This window comes from Thalassolituus sp. UBA6592, assembly GCF_002433655.1.
GTDB lineage: Bacteria > Pseudomonadota > Gammaproteobacteria > Pseudomonadales > Oceanobacteraceae > Venatoribacter.
On the sequence record NZ_DJIO01000125.1, the window covers coordinates 14,828 to 37,471 of the forward strand.

Annotated in this window: 21 protein-coding genes; 7 read left to right on the plus strand and 14 right to left on the minus strand. The window is 54.4% G+C overall.

The window, feature by feature from the left end; genetic code table 11:
• The 3 genes from B2Z72_RS11665 to B2Z72_RS11675 form a co-directional block, all read right to left on the minus strand.
• Nucleotides 1-501, minus strand: coding sequence for a hypothetical protein (locus B2Z72_RS11665; RefSeq protein ID WP_296983295.1), 501 nt, complete (start codon nt 499-501; stop codon nt 1-3).
• A gap of 107 nt (nt 502-608) precedes the next feature.
• On the minus strand, nt 609-2,381 hold the full coding sequence (locus B2Z72_RS11670; protein ID WP_296983296.1) for a GspE/PulE family protein: 1,773 nt from the start codon (nt 2,379-2,381) through the stop codon (nt 609-611).
• 60 nt (nt 2,382-2,441) lie between these two features.
• On the minus strand, nt 2,442-3,842 hold the full coding sequence (locus B2Z72_RS11675; protein WP_296983297.1) for an inorganic triphosphatase: 1,401 nt from the start codon (nt 3,840-3,842) through the stop codon (nt 2,442-2,444).
• Between the two features lie 34 nt (nt 3,843-3,876).
• Between B2Z72_RS11675 and argE the strand changes: the two genes are divergently transcribed.
• From argE to B2Z72_RS11700, 5 genes are all read left to right on the plus strand, one after another.
• Nucleotides 3,877-5,046 (plus strand): acetylornithine deacetylase, encoded by a 1,170-nt coding sequence (argE, locus tag B2Z72_RS11680; RefSeq protein ID WP_296983298.1) that lies wholly within the window; start codon nt 3,877-3,879, stop codon nt 5,044-5,046.
• A gap of 30 nt (nt 5,047-5,076) precedes the next feature.
• Nucleotides 5,077-6,375 (plus strand): amino-acid N-acetyltransferase, encoded by a 1,299-nt coding sequence (gene argA, locus B2Z72_RS11685; protein WP_296983299.1) that lies wholly within the window; start codon nt 5,077-5,079, stop codon nt 6,373-6,375.
• Entirely contained in the window at nt 6,372-7,163 is a 792-nt protein-coding gene (locus B2Z72_RS11690; RefSeq protein ID WP_297004876.1) for a spermidine synthase, read from the plus strand. The genes argA and B2Z72_RS11690 overlap by 4 nt, the downstream gene beginning before the upstream one ends.
• A 166-nt stretch (nt 7,164-7,329) precedes the next feature.
• The gene (locus B2Z72_RS11695; protein ID WP_296981155.1) at nt 7,330-8,214 is read left to right on the plus strand and encodes a bile acid:sodium symporter family protein; all 885 of its coding nucleotides are present in this window, start codon (nt 7,330-7,332) and stop codon (nt 8,212-8,214) included.
• Nucleotides 8,215-8,474: 260 nt separating this feature from the next.
• Entirely contained in the window at nt 8,475-10,166 is a 1,692-nt protein-coding gene (locus B2Z72_RS11700) for a TonB family protein (protein WP_296981153.1), read from the plus strand.
• Between the two features lie 97 nt (nt 10,167-10,263).
• Here B2Z72_RS11700 and B2Z72_RS11705 read toward each other — a convergent pair whose 3' ends face one another.
• The 11 genes from B2Z72_RS11705 to B2Z72_RS11755 form a co-directional block, all read right to left on the minus strand.
• Nucleotides 10,264-11,349: a patatin-like phospholipase family protein gene (locus B2Z72_RS11705; protein WP_296981152.1), complete on the minus strand. Its 1,086-nt coding sequence runs from the start codon at nt 11,347-11,349 to the stop codon at nt 10,264-10,266.
• A 135-nt stretch (nt 11,350-11,484) separates the two neighbouring features.
• Complete coding sequence (locus tag B2Z72_RS11710; RefSeq protein WP_296981150.1) at nt 11,485-12,000, minus strand: dihydrofolate reductase; 516 nt, start codon at nt 11,998-12,000, stop codon at nt 11,485-11,487.
• Nucleotides 12,001-12,134: 134 nt separating this feature from the next.
• A complete protein-coding gene (locus tag B2Z72_RS11715; protein WP_296981148.1) occupies nt 12,135-13,793 on the minus strand; it encodes a putative bifunctional diguanylate cyclase/phosphodiesterase in 1,659 nt (552 codons plus the stop codon).
• A gap of 157 nt (nt 13,794-13,950) precedes the next feature.
• Entirely contained in the window at nt 13,951-14,745 is a 795-nt protein-coding gene (gene thyA, locus B2Z72_RS11720; protein ID WP_296981145.1) for a thymidylate synthase, read from the minus strand.
• A complete protein-coding gene (gene lgt / locus B2Z72_RS11725) occupies nt 14,742-15,551 on the minus strand; it encodes a prolipoprotein diacylglyceryl transferase (protein WP_296981143.1) in 810 nt (269 codons plus the stop codon). The genes thyA and lgt overlap by 4 nt, the downstream gene beginning before the upstream one ends.
• Before the next feature lie 71 nt (nt 15,552-15,622).
• Entirely contained in the window at nt 15,623-16,411 is a 789-nt protein-coding gene (locus B2Z72_RS11730) for a sulfite exporter TauE/SafE family protein (RefSeq protein WP_349676676.1), read from the minus strand.
• Nucleotides 16,412-16,536: 125 nt separating this feature from the next.
• On the minus strand, nt 16,537-18,588 hold the full coding sequence (locus B2Z72_RS11735; RefSeq protein WP_296981141.1) for a hypothetical protein: 2,052 nt from the start codon (nt 18,586-18,588) through the stop codon (nt 16,537-16,539).
• Between the two features lie 20 nt (nt 18,589-18,608).
• Nucleotides 18,609-19,301 carry a PilW family protein gene (locus tag B2Z72_RS11740; protein ID WP_296981137.1) on the minus strand — a complete coding sequence of 231 codons (693 nt, stop codon included), beginning with the start codon at nt 19,299-19,301 and terminating at the stop codon, nt 18,609-18,611.
• Nucleotides 19,298-19,660, minus strand: coding sequence for a hypothetical protein (locus B2Z72_RS11745; protein WP_296981135.1), 363 nt, complete (start codon nt 19,658-19,660; stop codon nt 19,298-19,300). The genes B2Z72_RS11740 and B2Z72_RS11745 overlap by 4 nt, the downstream gene beginning before the upstream one ends.
• Before the next feature lie 31 nt (nt 19,661-19,691).
• Complete coding sequence (locus tag B2Z72_RS11750) at nt 19,692-20,174, minus strand: prepilin-type N-terminal cleavage/methylation domain-containing protein (protein WP_296981133.1); 483 nt, start codon at nt 20,172-20,174, stop codon at nt 19,692-19,694.
• Nucleotides 20,171-20,620, minus strand: coding sequence for a type IV pilin protein (locus tag B2Z72_RS11755; protein WP_296981129.1), 450 nt, complete (start codon nt 20,618-20,620; stop codon nt 20,171-20,173). Before B2Z72_RS11755 ends, B2Z72_RS11750 begins: the two co-directional genes overlap by 4 nt.
• A 638-nt stretch (nt 20,621-21,258) precedes the next feature.
• Here B2Z72_RS11755 and B2Z72_RS11760 point away from each other — a divergent pair.
• Nucleotides 21,259-22,020 carry an NRDE family protein gene (locus B2Z72_RS11760; RefSeq protein ID WP_296981127.1) on the plus strand — a complete coding sequence of 254 codons (762 nt, stop codon included), beginning with the start codon at nt 21,259-21,261 and terminating at the stop codon, nt 22,018-22,020.
• 231 nt (nt 22,021-22,251) lie between these two features.
• On the plus strand, nt 22,252-22,644 hold a 393-nt coding region (locus B2Z72_RS11765), incomplete at its 3' end, for a hypothetical protein (RefSeq protein WP_297004912.1).

The window sequence follows — 22,644 nt, forward strand, 5'->3', positions numbered from 1 at the left end:
TCAGGTTGGATACGCGGTGACGACGCGCTGGAAAGTTTCCTGCAGCACCCGCACATCGTTGGCGGCGCGATGGCGCTGTACGCCAAACTCATCCCACAGATCTTTCTTGGTGTCGTACCAGGCTTCCATCTGCTCAGGAGTGAGAATGCGGTTGATGGTTTCGATGCGGAAGCGCTGAATCAGGCCAGCCTCATCAAACAGGCGTCCCATCCAGGAAGTGTCGTAACTCCAGGCATCGGAATAGAGGGTTTTACCGCGCAGATTTTCATTCATCTTCAGCGCGATTTCCCGTGGCGTAAGGCCTTCTTCCTGCAGCAGATCGCGGGAGATGCCGTGAATCTGCTCAGCTTCTTCGCTCCAGTGCTGCCAGTCACTGGCGGGCTTAACCAGATAACTGACTGTTTGGCGGTCTTCCAGCGCATACCCGACTTCAATAGGGTAGCTGCCGCGACCAAAGCCTGAGGCTTCCAGATCAATTATCGGTGGCACACTGTCGCTCACAAAAAGTCCTTATAAAATGTCATTATTTTTTACGTGCGGTAAGTATAGCGGCTATTCATGCCACGGTCTGTGCTGTAAGCGGCATTATCAGGCAGCCGGCACGAACATCATCCGCCACCACGGCTGAGCGGTGCGACCCGCATCACTTCCTCAATGGTGGTCAAACCGGCCGCCACTTTGTGCGCGCCACTGAGACGCAGACTGTGCATGCCTTCTTTCATCGCCGCCTGACGCAGCTTGGCGTGGTCCATCTGATCATGAATCTGGGCTTCCAGAGTGTCCGTTACCGGCATCACTTCATAGATACCCATACGCCCCATATAGCCGGTGCCACGACATTCGAGGCACCCTTTAGCACCATAGACATGCTCAGGGGTTTTTACCAACCAGGGAGCGGTCAGCTGCTTCCAGGCTTTCTCATCCACCTTATGCTGCACCTTACAATGCGGACACAGTGTCCGTACCAGACGCTGCGCCATGACCCCCAGTACACTGGAACGGATGAGATAGGCGGGCAGCCCCAGTTCCAGCAGACGGGTGAACGCCGATGGTGCATCGTTGGTGTGCAGGGTGGATAACACCAGGTGGCCGGTCAGTGCTGCCTGCACCGCAATTTCAGCGGTTTCCAGATCGCGCACCTCACCCACCATGATGATGTCCGGGTCCTGACGCAGCAGCGCCCGCACACCGCTGGCAAATGTCAGATCAATACCGTGCTGTACCTGCATCTGGTTAAACGACGGCTCCACCATTTCGATCGGATCTTCGATGGTGGAGACATTCACTTCCGGCGTCGCCAGCTGCTTCAGGGTGGAATACAGTGTGGTGGTTTTACCGGAACCGGTGGGGCCGGTCACGAAAACGATGCCGTGGTTGTTACCCGTCATCTGATTCCAGCGGCGGTTGTCTTCCTTACCGAAACCCAGCTCAGAAAAGCTGCGCACCAGCACGTCCGGATCGAATACCCGCATCACCAGTTTTTCGCCAAAGGCGGTGGGCATGGTCGACAGTCGCAGTTCAACTTCCTGACCAGATGGGGTTTTGGTTTTCAGACGGCTGTCCTGAGGGCGGCGCTTTTCGGCGATATTCATCCGCCCGAGGGACTTGATCCGCGCCAGTACTGCCAGACCCACCTGCGCCGGCAGGTCATAAACATTGTGCAGCACGCCGTCGATGCGGAAGCGTACATGGGCGGTATCACGGCGGGGTTCAATATGAATATCACTGGCACGCTGATCAAAAGCGTATTGCAGCAGCCAGTCCACAATATTGACGATGTGTTCGTCATTAGCATCCGGCGCTTTGGCTTTGCCCAGTTCCAGCATGGATTCGAGGTTGTGCATCGAACTGGCGTCGCGATGCGCCTGACGGGCATGGCTGACCGAGCTGGCCAACTGATAAAACTCCACCCGGTAGCGTTCGATATCAGACGGAGCGGCCAGCACGCGCTGTACCTGACGACGGCTGACGTGTTCGAGATCGGCAATCCAACCGCTGACACGTGGTTCAGCACAGGCCACGACAACAGTATCCGGCTGAACTTTCACCGCCAGAATACGGTGACGTTCTGCAAAGGCGTAAGACATCAGGTCAGTGACTTTGGTGACGTCCACTTCCAGTGGGTCGATCTGCACGCACTGCATGTCGTTCTGCTCTGCCAGCCATTCGGTCAGCACATGCTCATTCAGCACTTTGCCCTGACGGCGGGCATCGGCGTAGCCCTGACGGCCAAGCAGGGTCAGCGGATGCAGATTCACTTCATCCTGTTTGCGACGGATACTGAGCGCCAGCTGATAGTCGTCATCGTTCAGCAATTGCTGTCGGTGAAGATCGTCAATCAGCGACTGCAACGTCAGTTGGCGATCCGCTTGCGCCTGCATATCCGTTTCTCCTGATGGTCTGCTTTGCCTTAGGCTTACTGTCTGTTTCTGCCGGCGCTGTTACACCTGCCGCGCCAGCTGGTTCAGGTGCTCCATTGCCCACTCCGTGTATTCATCGGCGCTACGCAAGCCATCCACGTCAGGCAGCGGCCATGGCCGTTTCAGCAAGGACTGTGCGGCGTTCATATCGCCCAGCAGACGCAGGGTACCATCGCCGATGTTCAGACCTTTACTGGCCTTCGGCAATGCCCGGGTGTAATCCAGTAATTGCTGCAATGTGAGACACTGAGGCAACAGGCTGCGCCATTTTTCCGCATTCTGTGGCCGTTCGCTGTGCAGATGTGGCATCAGCTCGCGATGCTGCATCAGGCCATGACGCAACCAGTGCAGCGCGTTTTCCGCGCCCTCACTGAGTGACGGCAAACGGAAAAGTTCAGCGGCTGACTGAAGCAAAGCATGGGCCAGTGACACACTGCTCAGAATATCGCTGATTAATTGCTGTTGCCGGGCTTTCACTTCGGCCAGTTCGGTGCTGACGTCCACTTCGTCATCAGCCACCTGCAGATAGCCTTCCAGCTGACCCAGTACTTCGAGTTGTGCCAGCGGCTGTTCAAACTGATCCAGTGCTTCGCGCAGGGCTTTGGTCTGTTTGCGTTTCAGTACTTTGCCAGCCATGGTCGGCAGGCTGCGCAGACCCTGCCAGTGGCTGTAGAGGATATTGGCGGAAGTCGTTTTGCCATCCCACAGACAGGCTTCCAGCGCACGTTTGAATTGCAGAAATTCGTAATGCAGCAACTCCGGCAATGCCGCGGCCAGATCCATATCGGCGCTGATCTGCGGCTGTGCCTGCCATTGACGGCTGAGGCCGGCAAGACGGTATCCGCGTTCGGCTTTGCTGACATCGCTGAGCCACAGCGGTACCTGTTGCACCAGTTCTTCAGCCATCAGCCACAGACCGGCGGCATCACCGTCTTTCAGTTCCAGCTCGACTTCGCATAACGGCAGCTTGCGGCTGCCGGCACGGATTTCGCCCTTGTCGATCACCACTTCAGCGCTGCAGTTATCCAGCGTCCACAGCCAGGCGCTGCGTTCGAAATGGGTGGTAAATACTTCGCCCAGCTGGCTGACGTCAATATCAGCCGGCCAGTGCTGCGCAACGTCGGCGGCGGTCAGGTAATCGGTGTTGAGTTTCGCTTCAGGGATATCCCAGTTCCATTCACCACGCTGCTGCAACCCGGCGACACTTTTGCCGCGGGTTTTCAGCGTCTGTTCAAAGCCGCTGTCATGCTGGCGGATACGCAGGGCTGAGCGGGCATGTGCCAGCCCGGCCTCTGGTGTATCCAGATACCAGTTTTTCAACGTAGAATGGCCCTGAGCCTGAGCCCGGGTATTAAGAAACTGCGCCAGCGCGTCTAAGCTTTGTGGCTGCAGCCGTAGTTTGAGTTCGGTTTCTTTAGTCATGGCGCCATTGTCCCACAACTGAGCAAGGACAGATATGAATTCCCAACATCAGCCCAGCCTGTTATCACGACTTGAAAAGCTGATTGCCACTAACAGTATCAGTTCTTCGCTGCCGGAGCTCGACGAAAGCAATCTGGAAGTCATTGTTCTGCTGGCGGACTGGTGCGAGTCGCTGGGATTTCACACCGAAGTTCTGCCCATTGCCGGGGAACCGGGCAAAGCCAATATGCTGGCTACCATGGGCAAAGGCGATGGTGGTCTGGTGCTCAGCGGCCACACAGATACCGTGCCGTGCAATCCGGATCGCTGGCAATCCGACCCGCACAAACTGACCGAACGCGATCAGCGTTTTTATGGCCTCGGCACCTGCGATATGAAAGGTTTCTTCGCGCTGGTGCTGGAAGCCGTTGCCGATTACCGCAACGCCGATTTCAAACAGCCGCTGATGATTCTTGCCACCGCCGATGAAGAAAGCGCGATGAGCGGTGCCCGGGCGCTGGCCGCCCAGGGAATTCCCAAGGCCCGCTATGCCGTGGTCGGCGAGCCCACCAGCCTGGTGCCGGTGCGTGCGCATAAAGGCATTATGATGGAAAGTATCCGCCTGACCGGCAAAGCCGGACACTCGTCCAACCCGGCATTAGGCATCAACGCGCTGGACGCTATGTTGCCGGTGATGGCCGAGCTGCAGAATTTCCGTCTGGAACTGGCGCAGAATTATCAGAACGCGCATTTTGCCGTACAGACACCAACCATGAACTTCGGCTGCATTCACGGCGGCGATAACCCTAACCGCATCTGTGGCGCCTGTGAAATGGCCTTCGATTTACGTACTCTGCCAGGCATGAGTAACGACCAGCTGCGCGAAGAACTGCAACGCCGTCTGACGCCAATCGCTGAACAGAATCAGGTGACGCTGGAATACACGCCGCTGTTTCCCGGCGTGGAGCCGTTCGAAACCGCCCAGACCAGCCCACTGGTAGCTGCGGCAGAACGCTTAACCGGCCACAGCGCCATCACCGTGAATTACGCAACCGAGGCACCCTTCCTGCAGAACATGGGCATCGAGACCCTGGTACTGGGCCCGGGCAGTATTGATCAGGCCCACCAGCCTGATGAATTTCTCGAGCACAGTCAGATCGACCCGTGTGTGTCTCTGATCCGCCGCTTAATCGAAGACTTCTGCCTGAAGGACAGCCGTGATTAAATCAAAGCATTCTCTTTATAAGGATTTTCAGTGAACCCGACCGATTACGTCCATTGGTTCCGTCAGTCATCGCCTTATATCAACGCCCACCGTGACAAAACCTTTGTCATTATGTTTGAAGGCGATGCCATCGATGACGAAAACTTCACCAACGTTGTGCAGGACATAGCCCTGCTCAGCAGTCTTGGTGTACGCCTGGTACTGGTACACGGCGCCCGTCCTCAGATTGATGCGGTGCTGAATAAACTCGATATCCAGAGCCGTTTTCACAACGACATGCGCATTACCGACCGCGAAGCACTGAATGCTGTGAAAGCCGCCGTCGGCATGGTGAAGGCCGATGTAGAATCCCTGCTGTCGGTGGGTCTGCCGAATTCCCCGTTACACGGCGCCCGCATCCGTGTGGTCAGTGGCAATTTCGTCACCGCCAAACCGTTAGGTGTGATCGATGGTGTCGACTTCCAGCACACCGGCGAAGTCCGCCGGGTGGATCATCAGGCCATCGCCGAACAGCTGAAGCAGCGCAATATCGTGCTGCTGTCGAATACCGGTTACTCGCCCTCCGGTGAAATGTTTAACCTCAGCGTGGAAGACGTGGCACAGAACGCCGCCATTGCCCTGCGCGCGGATAAACTGATTCTGATGGGTATGAAAGACGGTCTGCCGGCGGAAGACGAAGGCTTTATGAAAGAGCTGACCTGCGTTGATCTGGAAGATCAGCTGCACCATCTGCAGGATGAAAGCCGTCGTCAGGCACAGTGTGCCCTGCACGCCGTACGCCATGGTGTACCCCGTGTGCATATCGTCAGCCACATCACCGACGGCGCCCTGCTGCAGGAACTGCTGACCCGCGAAGGCAGCGGTACCCTGGTCAGTCAGTTCGCTTACGACCAGCTGCGCGCCGCCCGCACCGATGACATTAACGGCATCATCGAGCTGCTTACCCCGCTGGAAGAAAAAGGCATTCTGGTGCACCGCTCACGTGAGTTACTGGAAAACGAAGTACACCGTTTTTATGTTATCGAGCGTGACGGCATGATCACTGCCTGTGCCGCACTGTACCCCTATTCCGATCATCAGGCAGAACTTGCCTGTGTGGCTGTGCACCCGGATTACCGCGGGACGAATCGCGGCCAGCGCTTATTGGAACAGATCGAACAGGAAGCACGCCGGCGTCAGCACGAGCAGCTGTTCGTGCTCACAACCCGCACCGCGCACTGGTTTGTTGAGCACGGCTTTGTCGCCGGCTCCGTTGATCAACTGCCGCAGGAACGTCAGCAGCTGTACAACTGGCAGCGTAACTCCAAGGTGTTTTTCAAAAGCCTGTGAAAGATGTGCTTAACACGCTGGGCCACCTCGGGCGGGAAATACACCGCCGTTACGACGAGTTTGGCCCACTGCTGGTCTTCGATGATGGCAACAAACGCTTTCTGAGTTTCGGCACCGCCGACGAACAGAGCTGCCAGCTGAAAAAAGATCCGCTGATTCTGCAGCACGATTACGCCCGTTGCATGTTCGGTGTACTCACCCGCTACGATGACATCACAGCCATCCGCAATATCACGCTGCTCGGCACCGGCGGCGGTACTCTGGCCACCGTGCTGCACGAACGTCTGAGCGAGGCACAGATCGCCGCGGTGGATGTACGCGCGGCCGTATTTCAGGTTGCGCGGCAGTATTTTGGTCTGCCGCGCAGCCCACGCCTGCAGACCTTCACTATGGATGCCAGCCATTATCTGGCCACCGTGACGGCTGCTCAGTGTGACCTCCTGATCACCGACCTGTATCAGGCCGAAGGACTCGACCCGCTGGTGCTGCAGCCGGATTTTCTTAAGATGTGCGCAGCGCACCTGCAGCAAGACGGCTGGCTGGTGCTGAATCTGTGGAAAGAACACAGAGAACAGACGGATTGCCTGCAACATCTGAAAGCCCTGTTTCCCACCATCGCCATGAACACCACCAGCGACGGCAACTGGATTATCTGGGCCAGCCGCGCTCAGCAGAATGCCGCCGACAGAACCGGGCGCGACGAAGCCAAACGGCGCTGCAAACAGCTCAATGAGCTGCTGGAATTTAATCTCTGGCAGCAGGTAAAAGGCTTTTATCGCGGCAGCTGAGCCAAAAGAGACAAATGTCGGTCTCCCGCGGCGTTCTTTACCTTCTTTACTTTTCCCGCTATGCCACCCAGTCGCTGTTCTCTGCTAAGGTAGGACAATCCGACCGGCCGCTGATCACAGACAGCGCCGGCAAAAATAAAACAAAAATAACAAGCAGGCGCAGCAGATGATTCTTAACCTGATTCAGATCGGTTTACCGATCGCCCTTATCCTGATTATGGCGGGTGTTGGCCTCGGCCTGACACCGGAAGATTTCCGCCGCGTATTCCGCCAGCCGAGAGGCTTTTTTATCGGTGCCCTGTGTCAGATGGCACTGCTGCCACTGATCGCCATTGCCATTATTGAAATCAGCGGACTGCACGGCGAAGTCGCTATCGGGCTGTTTATTCTGTCGCTCTGCCCCGGTGGTACCACCTCCAACCTATACAGTTACCTGGCCAAAGCGGATACCGGTCTGTCGGTGTCACTGACGGCTGTCATCGGCTTTGTTACGCCGTTTACCATTCCGCTGCTGACCGTATGGGCGATCAATCATTACGCCGATGGCGGTACCCATTTTGAACTGCCACTGGTGAAAACCTGGCTGCAGCTGATTGTGATTACCGTGATTCCGGTGATTGTGGGCATGGCGATCCGGGCAAAATGGCCACACTTTGCCAAACGTATGGAGCCGGTTATTTCGCGTTTTTCCGTCGCAGTACTGGCGATTGTGATTGCCGTTATCGCATTCAAACTGGGCGGCAGGCTGGTTGATTACGTACTGATTGCCGGCCCGGCGGCGCTGGCGCTGAATCTGTCCACCATGCTGCTCGGCTATCTGGCCGGTCGCTGGTTGCTGCACAGTCAGAAGCAGGCGCGCACCATCAGCCTCGAAGTCGGCCTGCAGAACGGAACCCTGGCTCTGCTGATCACCACCGGGATTCTGCAGAGTGCCGAGATGTCCATCGCGCCGAGTGTCTACAGTCTGGTGATGTTTATTACTGCCACTCTGTTCACCTGGGCGGTACTGCGCAAAGACCGTCGCAACGGCGCCGCAGCGGCTGCGGTTTAACACCACACCTGTCGGCCCCGGCGCATCAGCCGGGGCCGCTCCGTATTGAAAAACGCGGCAAAGCGAACACTCCGCGTTCTGCGTTACTTATGCACACTGCCCGGCTCTCTTCAGCAAAGCCTTTTGCTATACTTCGGCTGGTTACGTCATAAACAGGATGACGGCGTATTTACCCTTTGGCCTGAAACACCTGCACCCGCCTTACCATCGGCAGGCAGACTAAAAAGGTCCGGTAAAGATACCCACAGGAGTGTGAACAGATGCTGCGCCCGGCCGCTTTTTCCGCCGTTTGGTTAATACCTTTGCTGGTGTTACTGAGCACAGCCCATGTCCGCGCGCAGGAGCTTGTGCTGAATGGCTCCGCCGTCTATCAACAGTTAACCCGCGATTACTATCTGGCCGGGCTCTGGCTGCCACAGTCTTCATCAGACCCTGATTACATCTACGCCGCGTCAACCAGCCGAACCATGCAGATCGTGGTCATTGCTGAGCGCTGGTCACCACGTAAGTGGACGGCTCAATGGCAGAACAATATCGCCATCAATAATGACCTCAACGCCTTAACTGAAGACACGCGCGCCGCGCTGGCGACGTTTACCTCGCTGCTTAAGGAAGATCTGCGCAACGGCGATGAAATCCGTATTGAATACACCCCAGGCGAAAGTATCTCTGAAGGAGGTATTCAGGGCGAAGGTACTCAGGGCGGAGCCACCCGGGTACTGCTCAACCGCGAAACCGCCGTGCAGACCAGCGATGCCGGATTGTTTAATCTGCTGCTCAGCACCTGGATTGGCAAACTGCCACCGTCGCGGGAATTCCGTCAGCAGATATTGGGCATTGGGGAAACAACCCTGCGCCAGCAACACTTCAGCCAGCTGTTTAATCACCCCTTACCCGCTGAGCGCCTGTCGTTGTTCAGCGCCTGGCAGGCCGCGGAAAAAGCGCGCCAGCAAGCCGAAGAACGTCAGCGTCAGCAGCAACTGGCCGCAGCCCGGGCGCTGGAACTGCAACGACAGCAGGCTGAGCAACGGGCGCAGGAACAACGATTGCGCGAGCAACAGGAACAGCTGGAAGAGGCTGCCCGGGTAAAGCAGCAACAGGAAGAAGAACGCCAGCGTCAGGAAAAAATCCAGGCGGCAACCGACGAGGCTGAGCGCATTGTTTTGCAGCGCGATAATGAGCTGCGCAATGCCCAGCTGTATGCGGCAGCGGATCAGGCAAAAACGCTGGTCGGAAAAACCAGCAACGCATTAGGGGAACGAAAAACCGCCATCACGCTGACACGGGAGCAGAGTTATTACCTGCAGCTGCTGCAGTGGCAACTGCAACGCGCCACCACAGAAGAGGTGGTTTATCCTGGCTGGGCGCGACAGTTTTCCCAGCAGGGGCTGGCGCAGCTGGACTTTACTTTGCAGCGTGATCAGCAGATCACCAACCTGCGCGTACGCGACAACCGGGTAGGTACCCTGCTGACTCAGGAACTGGAACGGGCCCTGAAAAAAGCGGTTGCCACAACACAGGTGCCGGAAACTCTGGCCGGTGAACAATGGCCACTGACGGTCTATTACCGCTTCACTCTGGATAATCAGCCACAGCAGGAAGAACCGGCGCCACAACCACCATCGTCCATCAAAGCCGCGCCCTTAAACGAAGAGCAACAGGCACAACAGATGGAAGCCTACCAGGCCGAACAGCGTGAAAAAATTCTCGCTGCCATCCAGTATCCACAGGCTGCGCGTATTCTGAAAAAACAGGGGCCGGTCAGTGCGCAGTTAACCATTACTCAGGATGGCACACTGCAGAGTGCAGAAATTATCCGACCATCGCCGCACCGGGAACTGAACGATGCCCTGTTACAGGCCATCCGCGACAGTGCGCCATTTGCTTCTTTTCCGGCTGGAGTGACTATCCGCGAGCAGCCGTTCGAACTGACGTACGAATTCCGTTTATAACAGTAACCCTCTACCGTTTCTCTAACACTGAAGAGGCTGCGCTTCTTTTTACCTTTTCATTACCATGGGACTGGCTGCGCTTCTTTCTACCTTTTCATTACCATGGGAGTGGCTGCGCCACTTGTGCCCAACGCTGGTTGTCGTGAATATCTTTTAATTCTTCTGCCAGTTGTTCAGAGGCTGCAGCAGCAATATCCCAGCGTTTGCGCCGTTCGCTGTAATCCGGGAACTGATAGAAATCCTGCAGATCGGGAATACGGCCACCGGGCAGTTTTGCAGCGAACTCCCACGACGGCGCGATAATAATCGTACGTTTATAGTAATCGCGGGAAGACGTCCGCCAGGTCAGTTTTTTATCAAACCAGCCACCTATCGGCGCTTTGGCAAAATAGTGCGGGTACAGCACAAAGCCTTTTTCCGGCATCACCGGCAGGTCAAACTGATAGTCGGTAATTCCGCCATCGCGATAGGCACCTTTGGGTGCACCGGGAATATTGTGTACGCCGGAAATCGCCAGAGGAATAGCGCCGGTGGCGAGAATCGCTGGCCCCAGATTGTCTTTGCTCAGCGGCACATGGCGTGCAGGCAAATGCGGAAAATGATCAATCGGTGGCTTTTCACCGTGATGAAAAAATACCCGCTCAACCCACGGGCGCATAGCACTGCGCGCCACCAGATTGGACGCCATGGCGCCGGCCATCCCTAACGCCTGCAGCACTTTATTCTCTGATGCGCCCAGGCCGCGGCAACGGGTAACCAGAGTGTTATAGCGCATCACCGGGTGATTAATAATTTCTTCTTCGCCGGTGATATCCGTACCGGCTTCGGCCTGCAGAATTTCAGCAAGAATATGCCGGCATTCCTGACCCACTTCCTGAGGCGACGGCCTGGCCGAATAATTCTGCCCCATATAAGCTTCCTGAAAACGCCTGTGGGCTGCCAGTGGATTGCTACGGGCGTAACAGGCCAGACGCCAGCCACCGGCAGACGTCCCGAGCAGGTGCAGAGGCTTTTGCCGGTCAGAAAACCATTCGGAAATAAGATAACGGTCGATGGCTGCCAGACAGATCCACTTCGGGCCACCGGAGGCGCCCAGCACCATCTCAATATCATCCGCACTGAGGCCATGATCACGGATATGCTGCAGCGCTTCGGCTCCGGCAAAAATACTCAGGGCAGACATCTGCCACTCTCCTTATTAATTATCCTGACGGTACTTTTTACCGGGTTTCAGCCGCCGCTTTAAGAGGCAAAGGTGTAATCAGCCGGGCAGAAAAGGTCTTGTTCGCCCGGCGAATTAACGGGGAATATTCAGCGCTCAGGCGCGTTCGTACACCACAAAACTGTAGTCGTAAGGATTGCCACCTTCGGCACTGAAATCTTCGCGGGCAACCGCCTGCCACTGACTGCGGTCGAATTGCGGGAAGTAAGCATCACCTTCCACCTCGGCATGCACTTCGGTCATATACATGCGGTCGACAAGGTTCAGCGCCTGCGTGTAAATCTCTGCGCCACCGATGATCATAGCTTCATTCTGGCCATTGATCAGCGCCAGGTTCTCTGCCAGATCGCGGGCTTCTTCCAGCGACGACACCACTTTCACGCTGCCGGTTTTACCCGGCGGCTGGTAATCGCTCTGGCGGGTAATAATGATATTGGTGCGGCCAGGCAGAGGCTTGCCGATGCTTTCATAGGTTTTACGGCCCATGATGATGGCTTTTCCCATGGTGACCTGCTTAAAGTATTTCAGGTCATTGGGCAGATACCACGGCAGTTTATTATCAATGCCGATGACATGATTCTGTGCCAGAGCAACGATCAGGGAAAGTTTCACAGCGTCTCCACTTAGTTCAAATCAGCTGGGCTGATTCAGCATTCTGCTACGTCGATTGAGCGCGTCATGATAACAGAAAGGAACGGCGCGGGAGCTTAGCGCCGCAATCAGAGATGGGTATTCACAGCAGAGAGTTATGCACAGCGCCGCACCAGTGTCGGCAACTCACTGGCTTCCACCGGCCGGGCGTAATAGAAGCCCTGATACTGATCACAGCCGAACACTTCCAGTACATCCAGTACTTCTTCGTCTTCGACGCCTTCGGCAATGACTTTCAGCCCGAGATTATGGGCCAGTGCAATGATAGAGCTGGCGATGGCAGCATCGTGACTGGAGCTGACAATGTCCTTCACGAACATACGGTCGATTTTCAGATAATCGATGGGCAGGTCCTTCAGGTAGGCGAGAGAAGAGTAGCCGGTACCGAAATCATCAATAGCGGTCGAGACCCCGAGATTACGTAATTCGTTCAGCACACTGACACCGGCAGCTATATTGCGCATCAGCGTACTCTCGGTGATTTCCAGCGTCAGGTGCTGCGGCGAAAGGCCGGCATCGGTCAACGCGCTGCAGATCCGCTGCGACAGATCCGGTTGGGAGAATTGTTTAGGCGACAGATTCACCGACAGCTTGGCACTCTGCGGTACTGTGCCCTGCTGCAGCCAGAAGGCAAACTGCTGACACGACTGCCGCAGCGCCCATTCTCCGAAACGGGCAATCAGACCGGTTTCTTCCATTACCGGAATAAACACCGCCGGCGACACATCACCAAGCAGCGGATGCGCCCAGCGCAGTAACACTTCCACGCCGGTAAATTCACCACCATCGACACTGACCTGAGGCTGATACACCAGCCGCAGTTCGTTCTGTTCCAGTGCGTTATGCAGACCGGATTCGAGCGCTGCCCGCACCCTGTCTTCCGGCCCCTGGGAATCCTGATACAGGCGGTAGCTGCTGCTGTCGTCACTGTTCACCTGATGCATTGCCAGCTCAGCATGGCGCACCATATTGTCGGCATCGTGGCCACTGCGTTCGGCAGTCTCGATACCAATACGCACAGATATAAACACTTCGCGGCCGCGGATAATAAATGGCCGGCTGAGCTCTGCATTGATTTTGTCGGCCACCGCCAGCGCCGAGGCAGTATCGGTTACCGGTTCCAGCAATACCGCAAACTGGTCACCGCCCATACGCGCGATGGAGTCGGAGCAGCGCAGCAGCGACTGCAGACGCCGGGCACAGGCGATCAGCAGATCGTCCCCGGCCTGCAGGCCATGTAATTCGTTGATCATACGGAAGCGGCTGATGCCAAGGCTGAAGAGAGCGACGCCGGTGTTACGGCGGCGGCTTTGTTTCAATGCGTGCTGGACTCTGTCGTGCATCAGATGGCGACTGGCCAGCCCGGTGAGTTCATCGCGGTGACTGCCAAGACGGCGGATACGCTCGGCCTGCAGGCGCACCATGGCGCGGTGCAATAAACCCGGATCATGGTGCAGATCGGCACAGACTTCCAGCGCACCTGCGGCCAGTAACGGCATATGCTGTACCGCTGGGGCGACGGCAACCAGCGCCAGATCCGGCAAGGCGCTGCGCAACTGCTGCACCAGTACGTCATCGCCGGTGAAAATAACGATAATCCCTTCCGCCAGTGTCAGCCCGGCCTGAATAAGTTCTTCCGGCTCATTGAACTCCTGCAACAGATAACCGTGGTACTCAGGCAGGCTGTCAGCCTGCCCGGCAGGGTCGCGAAGAACCAGCAGGGGCATACCCGGTGACGCTGATGTTGGTTGCATATCACTTGTTCACAGTAGGACTGAATTTCAAGTATAGATGCAGGAATGAAACAGCAAGGAAATTGGCCACTGCGGCAGGTACTGGCGTACCCGCTGACGACAGGCGGTTGGTCAGCTCCGGCCAGATTTCAGAAATACGCTGGCCGGGGTCTGATAATCAGATTGCCACCGGGGCCTTGATATGAGGATGCGACTGATAGCCTTCGATGACAAAGTCTTCGAATTTATAGTCGAACAGGCTGTCGGGTTTGCGCTGAATAACCAGCTTCGGCAGTGGCAGAGGCTCGCGGCTGAGCTGCAGATCAGTCTGTTCCAGATGGTTGGCATACAGGTGCACGTCACCACCGGTCCAGACAAAATCGCCAACGTCCAGGTCGCACTGCTGCGCCATCATATGCACCAGCAGCGCATAGCTGGCGATATTGAACGGCACACCGAGAAAGATATCCGCACTGCGCTGATACAGCTGGCAGGACAGTTTGCCGTCCGCTACGTAGAACTGGAAAAACGCGTGGCACGGCGGCAGCGCCATATTCTCCAGCTCACCGACGTTCCAGGCAGAAACAATAATGCGGCGCGAATCCGGATTGTTTTTTAATTGCTCAATGACCTGAGAAATCTGGTCGATGTGGCGACCGTCAGCGGATGGCCAGCTGCGCCACTGGGAACCATACACAGGGCCCAGATTTCCGTCTTCGTCAGCCCACTCATCCCAGATGGAAACACCGTTTTCTTTCAGATAACGGATGTTGGTATCACCACTTAAGAACCACAGCAGCTCGTGAATAATCGATCGCAGATGCAGCTTTTTAGTGGTGACCAGCGGAAACCCTTCACTGAGATCAAAGCGCATCTGATAACCAAAGCAGCTGTAGGTACCTGTACCGGTACGGTCTTCTTTGAATACACCCTGGTCACGTACGTGACGCATCAGATCCAGGTATTGTTTCATGCTTTCTGTTCTCCGGTTTTCGGGCTGCGGTAGGCGATGACCAGCAGCACGATGCCAACGATAATCATCGGCAGGCTCAGCAGTTGTCCGCGGGTTACCCAGCCAAGCAGATCGAAGCCGATCTGGGCGTCCGGTTCGCGGAAGAATTCCGCAATGGTACGGAAAACCCCGTAGCCGATCAAAAATACTGCACTGACCGCTTTCTGTGGTCGTGGCCGGGAGGAGTAAAACCACAGAATCACAAACAGCAGGAAGCCTTCCATACAGGCCTGATAGATCTGCGATGGGTGGCGTGGCACATCTCCGCCACGGGGGAAGACCATGGCCCAGGGCACCACCGAAGGATCCGCCATCCGGCCCCATAGTTCGCCACCAATAAAGTTACCGATACGACCAAACATCAGACCAATCGGCACGAAAGGCGCGCCGAAATCGCCAACCTCAAAGATGCCTTTCTTATGTTTGTGACTGAAATACAGAATGGCGGCGATCACACCCAGCAGGCCACCGTGGAAGGACATGCCACCTTCCCACACGCGGAACAGCCACAGCGGGTCTTCGAGAAACTGCGGAAAGTTATAAAACAGCACATAACCACAGCGCCCGCCCAGAATCACCCCGACGGCGCCGAAGAAAATCAGATCCGATACCTGATCACTGGTCCAGCCGGAACCCGGCTTGGACGCGCGGTAGTTGGCAAGCGCCCAGGCGGTGCCAAAAGCCAGCAGATACATGAGTCCGTACCAGTGGACTTTTAACGGGCCGATGGCAAAGGCAATCGGATCAATATCGGGATAAGTGAGCATTCGCTATTCCTTGGGTAACACAAACAGAGTCAGCAGCTAAACACGGACAGATGAAGCCGTGATGAATTCCATTAAAAGAACAGAAATTTGCAGCCGACGATCAGCAATAACAGCGCAAAGGCCTTCTTCAGCAGCGCCTGATCGAGACGATGCGCCAGAATCGCGCCGACTTTGGCGAAGGGCACGCTGGTGATCACAATGCCCACGATGGCTGGCCAGTACAGGAAACCGGTACTCCATGGCGGCAGACCTTCATGCCCCCAGCCGGCAACCACATTACTGATCGCCCCGGTCAGTGCGATAGGCAAACCACAGGCCGCAGACGTTGCTACCGCATGACGCATGGGTACTTTCATCCAGGTGAGATAAGGCACAGTGAAAGTGCCACCACCAATACCAAACCAGGAAGAACCGAAACCAATAAAACCACCGGCAGTAATCAGCCCGGCATTACCAGGACGCTTACCCTGCCCCGGCGGCTCGATACCAAAAAACATCTTCAGCGACAGCAGCAGCGCAAACACACCGATAATATTCTGCAGTACCGGCCCGGGCACCGAGGTGATCAGCGACACACCGAGCATGGTGCCGAGCACAATACCAATCCCGAGAATCAGCACCAGCGACCAGTCGATGGCACCTTTACGATGATGCTCGCGCACTGAGCTGATGGACGTAAAAACAATCGTCGCCAGCGAAGTGGCCACCGCGATATGAGTCAGTACCGCTTCACTCACCCCCTGCGCAGCCAGCGTCAGCACCAGCACAGGTACGATCACCATGCCGCCGCCGATACCAAACAGCCCGGCCAGTACACCGGCCAGCGCACCCACAGCAAGAAAGAGTAAAAACATCATCATGGAATACGGCCACACAATAAGAATTGGCCTGCATTATGAACGACGGGGGATAGTAACGGAAGGAAGCTCCCGACAACGCCGGGAGATTAAATAAGAAGCAACGATAATCTTACGTCAACACTCAATCAGTTATAACGCGCCCAGACCACATTAACCCTGTTCCCTGAATATTGTGTCTCACCTGATGTATCGGTAATCTCATCACCATCATAGGTGTCTGACTCATCGACTTCTACCGTGGTCGAGCCACTCAGTTTATTACCGTCATTGCCGTCAACACTGCCATCACCCAGTGCCGCAGAGGTAATAGCACCGTGAATCACTGTACCGCCGCCAGTGGCAATGACATCACCAGCCAGAACCTGTCCCCATACTTCGCTGCTGGCGGAAAGACTGATATCACCGCCACTATAACTGCCATCACCATCCGGGTCGTAGCCGCCGGCGATCAACCCAGCATTGCCGGCTGAATCCGGCAAATACTCCTGATTGGCAATGTCGCACAAATTGGTTGGGTAATATCCGGAAAAGCGATTACTGTACTTGCGGTACATGCTGCTGTTAGCACCGTATTTGTCCCGAATCAGGGAATTCTGACCGAGACAGATATCGTCATAACCAAACCAGTTAACCGCCGCACCATAGTAAGCACCAGATGTACTGATATTACCCGTAGCCATCAGAGTACTTGTGGTGGTGGTGGTGCCCATCGCCAACTCACCTTTAAACCAGAAAATACCAGGCGCCAAAGCTGCACCGTTAAATTCCCAGGTATCCGTCAAGCGATCGTATTTAAGGCAATCATTCTGATCGGAAAAGCCGAGACATATAGCCGGACCCGGCTCGGGCTCAACACACAGATCACCAAGGTAAGATACTGTGTCTGCCTCGCACAAATAGCCGTAATGCTGACTATTATTCACCGGAAAATATTTGTTCAGATAGTATTTAGTACCGTCAGGAATGCCGTTAACGTTATACAGGGTTGCCATAGGCGCATGCCGGACTTCATCGTATTCCAGAACATAGTTGGCTTTGGACTTAAGAGCCCAGACATCAATTACAACTTTTTCCAGTTCAACAGGCTTAACCTCCTCCATTACTTCCACAAGGACGTTTTGCCCGCCGATAATCAGTTCACTGCAATCAGAAGATACTGTGCCACCAACATCAATACTGGTGAAATCATTCCAATAATCACCTACGCATCCAATCAAATTCCCCTCAATTTTGGCCACACCAACCGGAGAACCAACTCCAAAGCGGGTATCGCCTTTTGAGGCCAAAGAATTAATCTGGCCAAACGCTTTGGCATCAATATTTTTACCGGCTCTCAGACTGCCAAAAGTAGTCCAGGCGTTTGTTGTAATATTCGAACGGGTATTCACATAATTGAATGAACCGGAAGAATCCAGAGTGACGTCACCATTTACCCAAATACTGTCAACGGAAGATGAACCGGATTGAGCTTCAAATGTTCCGGTAGCTTTGACTGTACCTACGGTTACCGATCCAGTCAGTGTTACATTGCCATTAGAATATATAGAATCAGCCGTGGCCCCACTCCCCAGATAAACGTCGCCGGTTGCCTGAGTATTGCGAATAGAATTAATGCTGACCTGGTCTATACGAATATCCCCATCCACACTCAGATCCTGCATATTGCCATCAGAGCCGGTAATCTGAATGCCACCAGTCATGTCAAGATTGCCCGACAACATAACCGAATCAGCAAGCTCAATAACGTCTGTAATTTCACCAGGTGTCAGACGGAAAACAACATCCATCAGTGCTGTCGCTTCTGCGCTGTTATCAGTCGCGGAAACAAGGGAATTAATCAGATAGGTCCCCGGCTCAGCTGTATCTGCAGTCACTGACTGAACAGTTGCCGACATTACCCGGGAGGTGTCATCTCCAACCTGCATTGAAAAGGTATTACCCTCCAGCAATAACAGATCACTTTCCGCTACATTTTTCAGAAACAGCCGCAGGGTATCCGCCGCTGCCCATGCACCGTTATTGGCATGAGTAGTAGCATGAACGGCAACCTGCTTGGTTTGCGTGTTGCGGTTATGGTTGATCATGCTGAACGCCGTAGCAGCAACAGCCAAACTCAGAAGCAATACCACAAGAATGGTAGCAATACCTTTCTGACGGGAATAGCGGACGATTTTCATACTGTTTCCCTCTTAAGTATTCAGCTTGCTTCCGGGTGGAAGTTATAGAGACAGATATCCATTTCCGTCACAGGTACAGCCGGATTAAACAAATAGGCGGCATCAGGTGCTGAGAGTTTCAGTATGTAATGTTCGCCCATATCATCAGCCAGAGATCGGCCAAATGAGGTGCATTTACCTTCACTCAGATTAAAATTAAATAAGCGATTATTATCTGTAATATACTGTGCCACCTGATCATCCCCCAGCCGCCAGCGGGCCAGTAAATTATTCACCGTCCAGGTCATCGCGCTCAGTTCGGTGCTTTCATCACAGGCTGCAGCACTCATCATGCGCAGTTCGCGGTAATTAACACCACTGCTGTCGGCAACAGTAATCTCTTCAAAACCCTCACAGAAATATGCACTGCCATCGAGATTGGAATAGCGCCAATAAAGTTGTTGTGTGGTTCCGTTCTGAATGATTTTAATGTCATCCTCTGAAGCGTCGGGAATACCAAAACCAGCAGACTGAATACTTTTTTCCAGCACCAGCCCCGCCAGTGAAATTCGCCCATCAAAACCGGCATACACTTTGTTATCAGTACTTACGTAGATAAGATTTTTGTACACCACCATACAGGCAAGGGTAACCATCATAGATATCAGCAGACCAATCATCAGACTGATCAGCGACACACCTTTCTGTATATTCAATGAAGTACTTTTCATCACAGCGATGCCCACGACGTTCCCACACGAACCAGTCCACCTAACTTGTCAGACTCCACTGTAAGAGACAGAGGTGCCGGTACGTCGGTGACATTAATCCCGTTTACGCTCACCACACTCTGTACGCCGCAACCATTAACCGTCACATCGAGCTTATCGCCATCCGGTAATGTCACCTGAGGGGTTGAGCTGCACAGATCTGCGCCCGCGTACTGATTACTCACCAGCACAGATCGCAACTGATCAATGACAATTTCCTGCATTCGCATATTGCGTTGCGTCACCAGCGATTTTGAAGACATATACATAGCGCCAACGATCAGCATGGTTGCCAGCAACAGACTGACCATAGCCTCAATCACTGAACTTCCGCTCTGGACTGAGTGGCGATGATTAATCGATAACAATGGTTTCTTTTTCATCGTCCGCCGTCCCGGTTGCCAGGGTAAAAGTAAATGATGTTCCACAGCTGCCACAGGCAGCAGCAGTCAACAGTCCGCGATTATCAAAACAGGAGCACTGATATGCCGTACCATCCTGCGTAATCTGCACATCGGCATCGATATTTTTCTGCCATACGGTGACGCCTGCACCAGTCGCACAATCCGCTGCTGCAGTACTGGTACCACGCAACACACGTAATGCCCCATTGGCCAGGCATACCCTGGCAACAGCATCCTGACCTGCAGCACCCATCGCATTTCTTATCGCAGCCCCCCGGGCATGACCGAAGGCTTCGGTTAACGCACCCTGAGCTTCCAGCCTTTCGGCACTGTCCACCCAACCGCTGGTCAGTGGTACGGAAACGACCGCTACTATGGCCATAATGGTTAAGATGATCATCAGCTCAACCAGAGTAAAACCGGCTTGCTTCACAGCCAGTCTCCGCTGGCAAAAGAACATCCTGTGAGCGTTCGTTCACCATTGTTTTTGAGTGTCAGTACACAACCAGCGAGATCACCGCGGCGACCTTTAGCTTTAAGCTCATAAGCCGTAGCAGCAGCATTTTCGGTATAAAAAGCGAAATCTGTCGCTGCGGAGGCCGGCGACCAGCCACTGAAAGCCGTGGTCAGGGCGCTGGTATCGGTATAGTCCGACGTCGGATAGGCAAGTGTGCGCTGATAGTAGTTTTCGTAGTTCAGACTCAGAGCAATAATGTCGGACTGCGCGGTTTTAATAACGCTGCGGTCTACATAACGCTTATAAGAAGGAACCGCTACCGCTGCCAGAATGGCAACGATGGCAACCACCACCATCATCTCCAGCAGCGTAAAGCCTGCAGCATTGCGCCATAGCCAGCTGCGCCCGGCGTGATCTTTCATAGCCAACCTCATGTACCAAAGTACCAAAATATTGCCAAAACCCGATTAAAAACTGGCCTGAAGTGCCAATTATTTCCTTTTGGGAATAAATAGGGGATTCCGGATTCAGTTTATCGCAGGAGAAGCTGGTACCGAAGAACCAGTTTGGCAGGCAAAGACCGATGTGAAAATATTTTGTGAAATTAATCACAAATAAGTGAGTTACATAAGGTTACAGAAAGCTAATTACCCTTACTAAACCCTGTAATGGCGCGATATACCATGGATACAGACGTCATCAGCACTTGCAGGATCAGACACCAGGTATCTGATGATAAGTTTATTTTTAGATTGCAAGGCATTGTTTTTAGGGACGTTCGTGCCATCCTAATGAATAATCTGGCAGGTCAGGACCCCTAAAGATGGGCTAATAGCGACATGACGTATTTTTGCCTGCATGGAAATTAGATTCATTTTTAGAACAGACCGTTCCTGTACTATCGTTTAAAAAAGTCCTTCCCTCTGAGCAGCTTTCCCCATGATCTGCCATCCGGTAATAATCAATTTCCCTTTTATTTGTTGCCAACAGGATCGCTGACCCCTGCCGATGCAAAATCTGGCAGAATCATTTTCCGGACCATCAGGGAATTTCAAACCGCATGTGCCTTATTGTTTTTAACTGGTCACCGGAGCAAACGCACTGGCTCACGCTGGCAGCAAACCGCGATGAATTCTGGCACCGGCCAACAGCAGAATTACACAGCTGGAATAACGACAGCGGCATAGTCGCTGGTCAGGACCTCGAACAGGGCGGAACCTGGCTGGGCGGCAATCACTATGGACAGTTTGCTGCGCTGACCAACGTCCGGGCGCCGGGCGTGGGGCCAGCTAACCCGCAATCAAGAGGGCTGATTGTCAGAGACTACCTGGTACTGCGCACGACTGCGGAGCAATACGGTAAAGATCTGCTGCAACGCTGCGAGGCTTTTGCCCCCTTTAACCTGCTGCTGGCAGACCGCCACCAGCTGCTGTTCCTGAGCAATTATCCGCAGCCAGTAATGCAACCAGTCACGCCCGGCATGCATGTTCTCAGCAATGCCTCGCTCGACACGCCCTGGCCAAAAGCCCTGCTGGCGAAACAACAGCTCAGTCAATGGCAGCCTGCCACTGAGGATGTAAGTGCGCTGGCAGATCTTCTGTCCGATCCTTCCGTCTTCGCAGATGAGCAGCTACCCGAAACTGGCGTGCCCTATGAGTGGGAGAAGATGTTATCCGCGCAGCTTATTGTATCGGATGCATATGGCACCCGCTGTTCCACCGCCATCATCGCCACGGACGCCGGGATGACCCTGTGCGAACACACACGTAATCAAAAAGGCAGAATTACCGATACCCGGCAACAGGATCTGACATTCCGCTGAAAATGGCGCTGGCAGGTGCCGCCGATGCCTGAAATTGCGAAATTGTCAGCTTTTTTCTCTTTTGTCGATTAATTGGCAAACCCTGATCTGTTACAAAACAACAACGTAAGTTGTTGTTTTTATGGCTTCAATTTTCTGTCGCCTCCAGCGTTTGCACAGACTTACAAAATTCTTAGCAACGGCGGTGCAAAGATGCCACACAGACCATGGATGCGGTCCATACTTCAGTGCATGAACAGCACAAACCTCACACAGAAACCGCAACGGGTAGTCGCGCTCACCGGCCTTATCGGGCTGGTGTGTCTGGTATTACTGTTTGCCGCTCTGGCCGCCAGTATCAACACCAAACCTTATATGCCTCCCAAAGTGGCGCAGAAATATATGGAAGAGTGGCTGATAGAATCGGCCCGCCGCGTAGCTGGCGAGGTGCGCCTTAAGCATGTGCAGGCGATCGAACCTTTCTATCTTCGCCGTGATTACCAGCCGGTATGGATGGACAGCTACGAGCTGACCGATGCCGCCAAAGGCCTGCTGCAGGTACTGCGTGAAACAGCCGCGGATGACTGGCGTCAGTATGGCTACGAACTGCCGACCCTGGAGCGCGAAACCACCCGCCTGACGAAC

Excerpts from the sequence above, each read along its gene's own strand:
- B2Z72_RS11670 (WP_296983296.1), bottom strand. The coding sequence starts at position 2,381 with ATGCAGGCGCAAGCGGATCGCCAACTGACGTTGCAGTCGCTGATTGAC.
- B2Z72_RS11675 (WP_296983297.1), bottom strand. The coding sequence starts at position 3,842 with ATGACTAAAGAAACCGAACTCAAACTACGGCTGCAGCCACAAAGCTTA.
- argE (WP_296983298.1), top strand. The coding sequence starts at position 3,877 with ATGAATTCCCAACATCAGCCCAGCCTGTTATCACGACTTGAAAAGCTG.
- B2Z72_RS11695 (WP_296981155.1), top strand. The coding sequence starts at position 7,330 with ATGATTCTTAACCTGATTCAGATCGGTTTACCGATCGCCCTTATCCTG.
- B2Z72_RS11700 (WP_296981153.1), top strand. The coding sequence starts at position 8,475 with ATGCTGCGCCCGGCCGCTTTTTCCGCCGTTTGGTTAATACCTTTGCTG.
- B2Z72_RS11705 (WP_296981152.1), bottom strand. The coding sequence starts at position 11,349 with ATGTCTGCCCTGAGTATTTTTGCCGGAGCCGAAGCGCTGCAGCATATC.
- B2Z72_RS11715 (WP_296981148.1), bottom strand. The coding sequence starts at position 13,793 with ATGCAACCAACATCAGCGTCACCGGGTATGCCCCTGCTGGTTCTTCGC.
- thyA (WP_296981145.1), bottom strand. The coding sequence starts at position 14,745 with ATGAAACAATACCTGGATCTGATGCGTCACGTACGTGACCAGGGTGTA.
- lgt (WP_296981143.1), bottom strand. The coding sequence starts at position 15,551 with ATGCTCACTTATCCCGATATTGATCCGATTGCCTTTGCCATCGGCCCG.
- B2Z72_RS11730 (WP_349676676.1), bottom strand. The coding sequence starts at position 16,411 with ATGATGATGTTTTTACTCTTTCTTGCTGTGGGTGCGCTGGCCGGTGTA.
- B2Z72_RS11735 (WP_296981141.1), bottom strand. The coding sequence starts at position 18,588 with ATGAAAATCGTCCGCTATTCCCGTCAGAAAGGTATTGCTACCATTCTT.
- B2Z72_RS11755 (WP_296981129.1), bottom strand. The coding sequence starts at position 20,620 with ATGAAAGATCACGCCGGGCGCAGCTGGCTATGGCGCAATGCTGCAGGC.
- B2Z72_RS11760 (WP_296981127.1), top strand. The coding sequence starts at position 21,259 with ATGTGCCTTATTGTTTTTAACTGGTCACCGGAGCAAACGCACTGGCTC.